The organism is Laceyella tengchongensis (assembly GCF_900182735.1).
Classification (GTDB): domain Bacteria; phylum Bacillota; class Bacilli; order Thermoactinomycetales; family Thermoactinomycetaceae; genus Laceyella; species Laceyella tengchongensis.
This window is the reverse complement of record NZ_FXTU01000006.1, coordinates 20,678-32,190: the sequence shown is the minus strand read 5'-3', so window position 1 is coordinate 32,190 and position 11,513 is coordinate 20,678. Positions and strand designations below refer to the sequence as shown.

The following is an 11,513-nucleotide window of genomic DNA, read 5'->3' as shown; positions in this document are numbered from 1 at the left end:
CGTCTCGTTTTCTCATGCATAGCATAGGATGTTAAATCAATAAATCGTATTTACTCTGTATCCAGTTTGCCCAGCGGTCTGGCCGGATCGGTTTCTTTTTCCGCCCGCTTCAACATTTCTTCCAGATACGCCTGGGATTGTCCGCGCGGAATCGACAAACTCTGCCAGCGATCTCGTTTGAGCCATTTTCCGATGTAAACCATCTGTCCGATATGGCCAGAATAATGAACCACTTGCCTCTGTATGGCTTGTATCACCGTATGTTTCTGCCCTCTGATCGTCACTGTCATCAACAAATCGTCGGGCGTCAAGGACTCGACCGTATCCAGAACCATCTGCCAGCCTTGTTGCCACTCTTCTTTCAATGCAGCTAGCGTCGGATAACCTCCGTCAAATTCGGCCTCTCTGTTCCGTGTAGGCTTCTCCCCGTCTGTAGTCAAAAAATCGGTCCACCGAGATCGCATGTTGCCGACCAAATGTTTGACGATGATCGCAATGCTGTTCGATTCATCGGCTGGAATCACATTGATCTCTTCATCATTCAATTGAGCCAAAACCCGCTCACCCATCCGCTTGATTTGGCGGAAATTATCCAGCGCGACAGCTAAATATGCCTGTCCTATATCCATCCGGATCACCCCATTTTGTAAAGAGAAAATATCGATTATTCAATCTATTACCTCTACACTGCATTACATATACAAATAAACCCAGGATGGCAAGCTCCTGGGCTTGTCGATGCGTTGTCATTCTGCAAAACCGGCCAATTCTTCTTCATCTACATCGATATTGGCGTACACATTTTGCACATCATCGTGTTCTTCCAGCGCATCAATCAACTGAAACACTGCTTTAGCTGCATCTCCTGCCAGATGCACTTTGTTGGATGGCACAAAGGTCACTTCTGCGGTGGTGAAAACCGCTCCGGCTTCCTCCAGTCCCTTCTTCACATCTTCAAATGCGTCGGGCGAAGTGGTGATTTCAAACGTTTTGTCCGTGGCTTCCACATCATCGGCCCCGTACTCCAACGCGATCAACATGCATTCTTCTTCATCCATCGACACAGCTTCGCGATCGATCACCAAGTAACCTTTGCGTTCAAACATCCATGACACACATCCGCTTTCCCCCATGTTTCCCCCGCGTTTGGAGAAAATGTGCCGAATGTCGGCGGCGGTGCGGTTACGGTTGTCCGTCAAGGTCTCAACCATGATCGCTGTTCCGCTTGGCCCGTATCCTTCATATGTGATGGCTTCATAATCTCGACCATCTCCGCCTCCGGCCGCTTTTTTGATCGCGCGCTCAATATTATCATTCGGCATGTTTTGCGCGCGTGCTTTGGCTATGGCCAAACGCAACTGATGATTGTTGGCCGGATCTTTGTCGCCCATACGGGCAGCCACATAAATTTCCCGTGCCAATTTGGCAAACATCTTGCCCCGCAAGGCATCTTGCCGACCCTTGCGGTGCTGGATGTTTTTCCACTTAGAGTGTCCTGCCATCAGCTTCACTCTCCCAACTTTGTTTATAGACCCCAGTCGCGCAAATACCGGAAATCGACACCCACCGTCCGGTTACCCACCTTTAAGATCACGGGCATGGTGCGCTTGTACTGGTTTTGAATGATCCGTTTGCTTACTTTAGCGATGAATTCATCCTCAAACCCCTGGGCCCGCAATTGGTCCAACGTGTAACGTTGATCCACCATATAGTGAAGCAAACAATCCACATCTAGGTAAGTAAAGCCCAACTCTCCTTCATCGGTTTGCTCTTCCCACAAGTCGGCGCTAGGTGGCTTGGCGATGATCTGCTCCGGCACTCCCAAATAGACCGCCAACTGGCGCACCTGCGTCTTGTACAAGTCCCCGATCGGGTTGACAGCGGAAGCGGCATCGCCAAATTGTGTGCCGTATCCCAACAACAATTCCGTCCGGTTGCTTGTACCGATGACCAAGGCGTTGTAATGGGCCGACAAATCATAAAGAATCGTCATCCGCTCGCGCGCCATTTTATTACCCCGGCGTAGCGGTGTCGCATCCGGCATCATGTCAAAGTACGCATCGATCTGCGGCGTGATGTCGATCGTGAGCGCCTCCACCCCGGTCGCTGCAATGGCCGCCTCAGCATCTTCCAAACTGCTCGGACTGCTTGTCTTATAAGGCATTCTGACGGCAATCACATTCTCCGGGCCAAAGGCGCGCACGCTCAAGTAGAGGGACAAGGCCGAATCGATGCCGCCGGACAAGCCCAAAACCACTTTGCTAAAACCGGCTTTGGTCACCTCTTCGCGAAGGGCGGTCGTGAGCAACTCGGTGGTTAACTCTTCATTCAAGCGCAGGAAAGGCGCTTGTTCTAACATATCGGCCACCATTTTCATAACCATGTTCCCTCCCCGCTCCGTTTGCGTTTGATACGGGTCAATTCCCGCAAGCTGATGTCTACGTCTTCATCGCGCAACATCGGCATTTGGAAACGCGCTTTCCGCACTTTGTCCAAATCGAGGTCAGCGATGAGCAGCTCCTCTTCAAACAGGGAAGCGCTCTTTTCCACTTTCCCGAACGGGTCCACGACAGCAGAACCCCCAAAGAAGGTCACCCCGTCTTCCGTTCCCACACGGTTAGCGAACAATACGTAACATCCATGCGCCATCGCTTGGGCTTGCAAGATGGCGTGCCAAGCTTCTTGTGAACCCAAGCTCTCGCCGTGTGGTTGGCGCGCAGGCGAATTGGAAGGGACGATCAGGATTTGCGCCCCGTCTTGGGCCAACAGATAAGCGGTGGAAGGGTGCCAAGCATCTTCGCAGATTTGGATGCCCACTTGACCGAAACGGGTTGGAATGCTACGGATCATTTGACCTCGTCCGAAATAACGGGCCTCATCAAACATTCCATATGTAGGCAAATACACCTTCCGATACAGGTAATGAAGGCTTTGTTGGGTGACATATGCAGCGGAGTTGTACAAAATGTGCTCAGGGCTGTGTTCCACAAAGCCGAACACGAGATCCATCTCACCCGCTGCCTGAATCAATTGCTGAATGTCGGGGCTGAAAGGATCCCTAGCCATTTCGTAGGTCAAATCCATCAGATTGTACCCCGTCACACTCAGCTCAGGGAAGATCAAAAGATCCACCTGCTCCTCTCGGGCCCGGTGGATCATTTCCTCGTGCAATTCCAAATTAATATCCACTCGCCCCAAGCGTGGTTTGATCTGTGCAAGTCCTATTCTCATGCTTTGGCCTCCTCAGGCAAAAACAAGGCTATATAAAATCAATCTACATCATACCATAAGCTTTTCCATCTACCAATAGAATAGTTGTTTCGATTGTGATTTCCATTTGCTTCGGCATTCCGCTATTTTATGCAAGTACGGCAGGGAATATTTCAACCGGTACCCTCGTTTTTGCTCTGCCAAACCAATCGCTTCCCTCATGAATTCATTGGGGAAAGCGAGCAACACGGACAGGACTTTTTTTTCAAACGAAGACAGGAGGCGCTCTTTTTCATACTGAACTAAAAACATGCGCAACCATTCTTCCGACCATTCATTCTCCACCAAGATGCGTGAAACCATTTGCCACACATCACCAATCTGGGCATCATACGACGCCGTCTCAAAATCGATCAGCCAGACACGCCCCGCTTTATCAACCATCCAATTGTGGCTGGCCAAATCGCGATGGCTTAGGGCGTGCAAGCGGCGCTCTTTCAATGAAAAGCGGGTTAGAGGGAGTTGCCGCAATCGCTCCCAAGCCGCCAAACCATCCAGATAAAAATCCCGGCCGTGCGCCAATAGAAGCTCGCGCAGGGGCGCTTCCAATTGCTCCACCTTTTGGAGCACGCGGTAAAATTGATTTAAGCGATCGGCAATCCGTTCGGACAAGAGAAAGGCCGCCTCATCTATCGGCGGCGTCATCAATCTCCGACCCAAACGATGGAAAATCGCCAATGTCTCAACCATTTTCTCGACATCTTCTCTAATGGAGTACCGGCCCGTCTTTCCTTCAATAAACGGCATGAACAACCATTCTCCGCCATCTGAGCGGATGGGTTGCATCGAAGTGAACCCCCTCAGGCGCAACTCGTAATCTACTTGAACCCACCACCTGAGCCAAGTCGGATGCACATGTTTGGCGATCCACTTCTGATGATCCGTTTCGATACACCAATTTTTGCGGTAAGGCTTCATCTGGTGTACGTTGCTATGTAGGACGGTTTCCACAAGGGATCGGTGGGGTTGTTTCATCGCTCCTTTCCTTTCTCTTCAAGCTAGTGTAGAAGAACTTTCTTTCAATTTGGCCGGATGCACTTGCGCCGCCTGCGGTTGATACCAAGCTTGGTAGGCCGGTTTGCCCAGTTCGGGATCATGGGAAAGCGGCGAATTCGTCGAGGATGGGTCGTAAGCAGCATCGCTCCCCACGCTTCCGCCTCCACCCACTTCCGTTTCCTCTTGAATCATCGGGTAAGCGGCCGAAGCAAGCGGCGCCTCTACGGTCATGTGTGCCTCATGTGCCGGTGGATAAAAGACCGGATATGCCGGTTGATACATTGAAGGATAAGCTGCCGGGTAGGGCGAAGGATATGCTGTCGGATAGTAGGGGGCAGGCGGAAACGCAGGCCAGTGCCCATAGACAAAAGCGGGATAAGGCGGCATCGGCGGGGGATAATATCCCGGCGGCCCTTCTTCCCATTCCCCTTCGAAAAACGAGGAATCCCAGGGCGATGAAGACCCCCATTGAAACACTTCCGGCTGCTGTATGTCGGGCACTTGGGGGGGTGTCGGCAGAGCGGCAAAAGGCGCACCCGTTTCTTCCCGCTCCTGTTCAACAACCGTCTCTCCCTCCTCCAAGCTGGGGGACGCGGCTTCTTCCCATGTTTTGCTTTGTTGCGTCGAGACCACCGGCACTTTGCCTGTGGGAATGCGTATTTTTTCGCCCGCTTTCAGTTCATCCGTATCCGCTAACGCCGGATTGGCTTCACGTATCCGTTCGATTGGGATGTTATACTTTTGGGCTAGTTGCCATAACGTATCGCCCGCGCGGGCAATATGGATTTTCATGAAACAACCCCCTTATCTATGGTTTGTTAATTTTAACCTATGCGCCAATCGACGCGATCTTGCTTAACAACCATTGAAACATTCGGTTTCCTGCCATTTTTTTTGACTCTGATTCAATTTAAAATAAAAAGCAAAACCGTGGTGGAAGAGAGGCACACCTATGCGCAATAGAAAAAAATTCTATCAACTCTTTCTATATGCCCTGGCCGTGTGTTCTTTTGTCTTGCTCGGCGCCGGATTCACGATGGCAGTGGATGCTTTGATTCGCCCCAGCAAGAGCAATATAACCGGCCAACTAGCGGTACAAACAGACGCTCCGCCAGCCACTGACAGCATGTTGCTAGGATTGGGCGACTCGCTGACTAGGGGCATCGGGGACAGCAACGGACAAGGCTATTTCGGCTTAGTCAAACAAAAACTGCATGCAAAACATAATCGACTCAGCGCCATCAACTTAAGCGTCAGCGGCCAGACTTCAACCCAATTGGCCGAGCAAGTGAAAAAGACCCGCACCAAGCGGTTGATCCAACAAGCCCGATGGGTGGTTATGACAATTGGTGGAAACGATCTATTTCGAAGCACCGACCGTCTGCAACAACTTAACCCAAAGCAAATCGAGCAGGCCCGAATTCGTTACGAGCGGAATCTGCGAGCCATCCTGAGCGACGTGAAGGATGCTAATCCGCATACGACTGTTTTTTTATTCGGATTGTACAACCCTTTTGGCGACGTAAACATCCAAGGCGCCAACGAGCATGTGCTCAAGTGGAACGAGTCCATCACCCAGATCGCCCAATCTTTCAATGGCGTTGTCGTCATTCCAACATTTGATTTGTTCCAACTGTCACCTGGACAGTATTTGTACAGGGACCACTTCCATCCAAACGGAGATGGATACCAGAGGATGGCAGACCGCCTGCTACAGATCATATCCGATCAGCCAGGAGAGGGGAAAAACAGCCAATGAAAACGAATCATAACATCGTACTCTCTGTTGAAGACTTGGGCAAAAAAATCGGCAAACGCGACATTGTCCACCACATTTCCTTTGACGTCAAAGAAGGGGAGATCTTCGGTTTCCTCGGCCCGAACGGTGCGGGTAAAACCACGACAATCCGCATGCTCGTCGGTTTGATCAAACCGACTTCAGGCACGGTTCGCATCTGCGGACACTCGCTCAGCGCGGACTTTATGAACGCCATACGCCATGTTGGTTGCATCGTGGAAAATCCTGAACTTTATCCCTACCTTTCCGGGCGGGAAAATCTGGAGCAATTCGCTCGCATGCTTCCTGACATCCCTTCTGAGCGCATTGATGAAGTCGTAGACTTGGTTGAATTGACCCCCCGCATCGATGATCTGGTCAAAACCTATTCCTTGGGCATGAGACAGCGTTTGGGCATTGCACAAGCGCTGTTGGGCAACCCAAAGTTGCTCATTTTGGACGAGCCAACCAATGGGCTTGATCCAGCGGGCATTCGCGAATTGCGTAACTTCATCCGCCGCCTCGCCAAGGAAAAAGGCATCAGCGTGTTCATCTCCAGCCATATCCTGCATGAAGTCCAACTGATGTGTGACCGGGTGGCTATCATCAATCAAGGCACGATCGTCCAGACGGCAGCCGTCCAAGACTTGATGCAACAAGAAACCCTAGTGGAATGGGATCTGAAACCGGCGACAGACGGCCGGGATCGGTTGGGACAACTCCCTTATGTCTCTCGGGTTGAACTGCGTGAGCCATCCAAAGTCATCGCGCAAATGCCGCGGGACAAGATCGCCGAAGCTAACGCCCATCTCGCCGGCGGGGATATCCAAGTCTCAGGAATACGCGCACACCACCCGACACTCGAAGACATTTTCCTTGAGCTGACAGGAGGTCCCGCCCATGACGAAACTCATTTATAACGAAATGGTTAAAATGATCCGCAAGAAACGGCTGTGGGTTATCGCCCTTATCTTATTGGTATTGATCCCCATCTTCACTTATGCGCAATATCGAACTACCGAAAACGCAATCAAACAATTGGGCACTTCCAATTGGCGCGCTATCTTGCAACAGCAAATCGTCGATCAACAAAACCGATTAGCCTCGGCACGCGTTCCAGAAGAATGGAAAAGCTACATCAAGCTCAGCATCCAACAAAACCAATATTATCTTGATCACGACATCAATCCCGCCGCACCGGGGGCTCCCACTTTTGTCCGCAAGTTCGCTGAAGACGCCGTCTCATTGTTTTTCCCTTTGCTGGTCGTGATTCTGGCAGCGGATATCGTCTCCTCGGAGCATGCTGGCGGCACGATCAAGCTCCTGCTCACCCGTCCGGTGGCGCGCTGGAAGATTTTGCTCAGCAAATACATCACCTTGCTCTTCAGCGTGTCATTCATGCTGATCTTGACAATTGTGTTTGGTTATCTGCTCTCCGGCATCATCTTCGGTTATGACGGCTGGTCGCTCCAAGTCATGATCGGCTTCAACCAACAAGGGGAGCACCTCAATGTGGATCATGTGCAACTGATCCCGCAATGGAAATATATTTTGATGGCTTATGGCTTGGCTTGGTTTTCCTGCATCACGGTGGCCACCATCTCATTTATGGTGTCCGTACTGGTGAAAAACACCGCCTCCAGCATGGGGATCATGTTGGCGGCGGTCATCTCTGGCAGTATTTTGTCACAGTTTGCCCCCAACTGGAGCGCACTGAAGTATTTGGCATTCACGCATCTCAGTTTGACCGAATATCTGGAAGGGCAACCGCTCATGTTGGACAATGTCACACTTCCGTTTTCATTGGCCGTCTTAACTGCGTGGTCGGTTGTTTCCCTCATCATCGCCTTCGTGACGTTTTCCAAGCGGGATGTACTGGCATAATGTTGTCTCTCTCTAACTAAATGCGCGGCTAACGGCAACTTCGGCAATAAAAAAGCACCTGCCCCCAGGTGCAGAAGGCTACTGGCAATCAATCTGTGCCAGTAGCCTTTTTAATTGGTGAAGCGATTCTCCACCGCTGGATGGGTGTGCCGTACATGGAACATACCAGCTTCCGCGGGGCGCTTAATTTCGCAGGGCCGTTTGGCGTTCTCGATAGTAATGATAAGGAAACGACCCCAACACCCGCACTTTGCAACCGAGGGCGGTAACTTCCTCAATCGCTCCCTGCAACAACACATGCCGGATCGGCAACTCCGCTTCGATTAGAAAAAAATAATTCCCCAACCCCGTCTTGGTTGGACGCGATTCAATGCGGCATAAGTTGATCTTGCGCCAAGAAAAGGCGGCCAAAACTTGGTATAACGCCCCGGGATAATCCGCCGGCAAAGTGACCTGCAAACAGGTTTTGTGTTTGCCGTCCGCATCCTCAGTCGCAAACGCGGGCCGCCCCACCGCCCAGAACCGGGTGAAATTGTTGGGCTGATCCTGCACATCTGCTTGACGAACTTGCAGTTGATGGCATTCCGCTGCTTGTGTCGTACCAATCGCCAACCATTTTTCATCAGCTTGCTCTCCAACTTTGGCCGCGGCCAAGGCGGTACTGTCAGTATGAACAAATGTCACGCCAGGGATCAACTTGCGCACCGTGTGATAGCATTGGGCAATCGCTTGAGGATGAGACAAAACATGCGTAAATTCAGACAGTTTCGTCGCGGCTTGATTTGGGTGCGCCAACAAACAGTGGGAAATAGGGTAGATCAGCTCTCGCCATATCGGCAAATCGACTTGATGCACAAGATGATCCAACGTCATGTGGACGGAGCCTTCTAACGCGTTTTCGATCGGCACCACGGCCACGTCCGCTTTTTTTTCCGCCACAGCCTGCAAGGTGTCGACAATCGTGGGATACGGTTCCAACTGCACCGGGTGCCCTTCGAAGAGCGAGCTGGCGGCGGCATGCGTAAACGTACCGACCGGACCCAAATAAGCCACTTTGTTATTCATCACACTTTCATCCCTTCGTCTTTTTCCCCCGTGCCGACTACGAGCGCCCGTCGCACACCGCTTAATTCACGCAACCCCGCAAGCACTTCTTCAAAGGCTTCCACTTGCGAAGTGTCAATGGACATCGACACATTGGCTTCCCCTTGCAGAGGAATGGTTTGATGAATCGTCAGGATATTGGCGCGAGCCTGCGCTAAAAAAACAAGCACGCTTGATAAAACCCCTGCCATATCGGCCAAAGTGAGCGACAACGTGATGATTTTTTCTTTCACCATGGCGTTGAAGGGGAATACATGATCCTTGTATTTATAAAATGAACTGCGGCTCAACCCTACTCGTTTGACCGCTTCCTGCACATTGCCTACTTCGCCCGCCGACAGCATTCGCTTCACTTCTAATGTCTTCTGCATCGCTTCCGGCAATGTGTCTAAACGCACCAACACAAATGGTTCACTACCCATCCCGTCACGTTCCTCCATCAATCCAACCTAATTGTAATATTGCGCACATTTTACCCTTTGAAAGCGCTGTCAATCAAGTTTTTTTTGATTTTTACTCCATGCAAACGTCAAAAATGGGCTCTAGTATTAAAAAGACAGCCCCCATTTTCAAACGGAGGCTGTCAACGCTTATTCCTTTGTCACCAGTTTTAAGGGCACTGGTATTTTTGCGGCCGTTTTCTTTTTCTGCAAGGCGTCCGCCGCTGCTTTCACGCCTGCTTTGCCAATCGCTTCCGGTTGCTGTGCCACGGTAGCGGCAAGCTTACCCGCTTTCACAGCGTTAAGGGCATCCTCATTGCCATCAAACCCGACCACCAAAATCTCTTTTCCAGCGCTTTCGATCGCTTCGATCGCCCCCAACGCCATTTCATCATTATGGGCGAACACCGCTTGGATGTCGGGATTTCCTTGCAGGATGTTTTCCATGACCGTCAATCCTTTAGTGCGATCAAAGTTTGCGGATTGCTTAGCCACCACATTGAGCGAGGCATCGGCAACCTGATGAAACCCGCTTCCGCGCTCCCGTGTCGCCGAAGCTCCCGGCACCCCTTCCAATTCGGCCACTTTCGCGCCCTTACCCAACTGCTGGACAATATATTCGGCAGCCATTTTTCCACCTTTGACATTGTCAGAAGCGACAAAAGTGGCCACCGTTCCTTTTTCCGCAGAACGGTCAAGCGTCACCACCGGCACCCCAAGATTGTTGGCCGATTGCACCGCTGTCGAGATCGCCGACGAGTCCGTCGGGTTGACGAGCAACGCGTCGATTCCCTGTTGTAACAAGTCTTCCACATCGTTGATTTGTTTGGATGTGTCATTCTGGGCATCAACCACAATCACTTCCATTCCCTTCGCACGGGCCTCGTGTTGGACTCCGTTTTTGAGGGACACAAAAAATGGGTTGTTTAGCGTGGACACGGACAATCCGATTTTAACATCGGACAAGTTCTTTTTTTCCGCCGGCTTGGCCCAGTCCGGAGGCGTCAATGAACATGCTTGCAATAACAGAAAAGAGAAGGCGATGATGGACAGAGTCGCTTTTTTCAATGTGAACCCTCCTATGCCGTTTTTTTGCGGTCAAGCCAAACAGCAATCAGAATAACGATCCCCTTAATAACCATTTGATAAAAGGAAGATACCCCCAACAAATTGAGACCATTGTTCAATGTGCCGATAATCAATGCACCGATTAGCGTGCCGACGATGCGCCCACGGCCACCTGACAAGCTGGTGCCCCCCAGAACGACAGCCGCGATCGCATCCAACTCATAAGAGGTACCTCCGGTCGGTTGCGCCGAATTCAGGCGGGAAGTCAGAATCGCCCCCGCCAGAGCGGATAACGTACCGGCCAAGGCGTAAATGATCACTTTCACGCGTGACACGTGAATACCTGAGATGATTGCCGCTTTTTCATTCCCACCGATAGCATAAGTTTGGCGGCCAAACGGCGTGCGGTGGAGAAGCAGCCACAATACCGCGAAGGAGATGAGCATGGTGATCGCGGGAACAGGAATGCCCAAGAAGTATCCGCGCCCAAACAATTGAAACCAAATATTATCCCCAAGCCCCGTGATGGGGTTGCCATCGGTGTAAACGAAGGTCAAGCCGCGGTAAATCGTCATCGTGGCCAAGGTCGCGATGAAGGGGGCCATTTTCCCCTTGGTCACCAGTAAACCGTTGACCATACCCAGTACCGCCCCGATCAGGCAGCTGAGCAAAATAGCAAGAATCGGGTCCACGCCAGACACAATCATGCCAGACATGAGCACACTGGATAATGCCAAAATGGAGCCCACGGACAAGTCAATGCCCCCCGTCAAAATGACAAAGGTCATACCAAATGCGATCAAGGCATTGATGGCCACTTGTCGCAACAGATTTAAAATGTTCAATGGAGCCAAAAAGCCGGGGTTTAATACAGATACGATAATGACCAAGAAGGAAAGTCCCAACAACGGCCCCAATTTTTTGGCCACATGCCCAGCTCGATCCATGTAATTGCCGCTAGCCTGTTCTCTCAT

General features: G+C 51.2%; 13 protein-coding genes. 3 read left to right on the top strand and 10 right to left on the bottom strand.

Annotated elements, in window-relative coordinates; translation table 11 throughout:
• Window positions 1–50: 50 nt before the first annotated feature.
• From QQZ12_RS12420 to QQZ12_RS12395, 6 genes are all read right to left on the bottom strand, one after another.
• Window positions 51–629, bottom strand: a complete 579-nt coding sequence (locus QQZ12_RS12420) for a DUF1572 family protein (RefSeq protein ID WP_102992067.1) — start codon at window positions 627–629, stop codon at window positions 51–53.
• Window positions 630–746: 117 nt separating this feature from the next.
• Window positions 747–1,502 carry a YebC/PmpR family DNA-binding transcriptional regulator gene (locus QQZ12_RS12415; RefSeq protein ID WP_102992066.1) on the bottom strand — a complete coding sequence of 252 codons (756 nt, stop codon included), beginning with the start codon at window positions 1,500–1,502 and terminating at the stop codon, window positions 747–749.
• A gap of 23 nt (window positions 1,503–1,525) precedes the next feature.
• Complete coding sequence (locus QQZ12_RS12410; protein ID WP_223248060.1) at window positions 1,526–2,383, bottom strand: NAD+ synthase; 858 nt, start codon at window positions 2,381–2,383, stop codon at window positions 1,526–1,528.
• Window positions 2,374–3,231, bottom strand: coding sequence for a nitrilase-related carbon-nitrogen hydrolase (locus QQZ12_RS12405; RefSeq protein ID WP_022736072.1), 858 nt, complete (start codon window positions 3,229–3,231; stop codon window positions 2,374–2,376). Before QQZ12_RS12405 ends, QQZ12_RS12410 begins: the two co-directional genes overlap by 10 nt.
• Window positions 3,232–3,300: 69 nt before the next feature.
• Window positions 3,301–4,245 carry a phosphotransferase gene (locus tag QQZ12_RS12400; RefSeq protein ID WP_102992065.1) on the bottom strand — a complete coding sequence of 315 codons (945 nt, stop codon included), beginning with the start codon at window positions 4,243–4,245 and terminating at the stop codon, window positions 3,301–3,303.
• A gap of 18 nt (window positions 4,246–4,263) precedes the next feature.
• On the bottom strand, window positions 4,264–5,058 hold the full coding sequence (locus QQZ12_RS12395; protein WP_102992064.1) for a LysM peptidoglycan-binding domain-containing protein: 795 nt from the start codon (window positions 5,056–5,058) through the stop codon (window positions 4,264–4,266).
• Between the two features lie 160 nt (window positions 5,059–5,218).
• On the opposite strand from QQZ12_RS12395, the gene QQZ12_RS12390 reads away from it, so the two are divergent.
• From QQZ12_RS12390 to QQZ12_RS12380, 3 genes are read left to right on the top strand one after another with little or no spacing between them, the layout of a single operon-like run.
• A complete protein-coding gene (locus tag QQZ12_RS12390; RefSeq protein WP_284724497.1) occupies window positions 5,219–6,025 on the top strand; it encodes a GDSL-type esterase/lipase family protein in 807 nt (268 codons plus the stop codon).
• A complete protein-coding gene (locus QQZ12_RS12385; protein ID WP_284724496.1) occupies window positions 6,022–6,963 on the top strand; it encodes an ABC transporter ATP-binding protein in 942 nt (313 codons plus the stop codon). Before QQZ12_RS12390 ends, QQZ12_RS12385 begins: the two co-directional genes overlap by 4 nt.
• Entirely contained in the window at window positions 6,944–7,927 is a 984-nt protein-coding gene (locus QQZ12_RS12380) for an ABC transporter permease (RefSeq protein WP_106341926.1), read from the top strand. The genes QQZ12_RS12385 and QQZ12_RS12380 overlap by 20 nt, the downstream gene beginning before the upstream one ends.
• Before the next feature lie 183 nt (window positions 7,928–8,110).
• Here the strand turns inward: QQZ12_RS12380 and pheA are convergent, their stop codons facing one another.
• From pheA to rbsC, 4 genes are all read right to left on the bottom strand, one after another.
• On the bottom strand, window positions 8,111–8,992 hold the full coding sequence (pheA, locus tag QQZ12_RS12375) for a prephenate dehydratase (protein WP_102992060.1): 882 nt from the start codon (window positions 8,990–8,992) through the stop codon (window positions 8,111–8,113).
• Window positions 8,992–9,453 (bottom strand): ACT domain-containing protein, encoded by a 462-nt coding sequence (locus QQZ12_RS12370; protein WP_102992059.1) that lies wholly within the window; start codon window positions 9,451–9,453, stop codon window positions 8,992–8,994. The genes pheA and QQZ12_RS12370 overlap by 1 nt, the downstream gene beginning before the upstream one ends.
• 168 nt (window positions 9,454–9,621) lie before the next feature.
• Window positions 9,622–10,539, bottom strand: a complete 918-nt coding sequence (gene rbsB / locus QQZ12_RS12365; protein WP_284724495.1) for a ribose ABC transporter substrate-binding protein RbsB — start codon at window positions 10,537–10,539, stop codon at window positions 9,622–9,624.
• Window positions 10,540–10,550: 11 nt separating this feature from the next.
• A complete protein-coding gene (gene rbsC / locus QQZ12_RS12360; protein WP_425436565.1) occupies window positions 10,551–11,513 on the bottom strand; it encodes a ribose ABC transporter permease RbsC in 963 nt (320 codons plus the stop codon).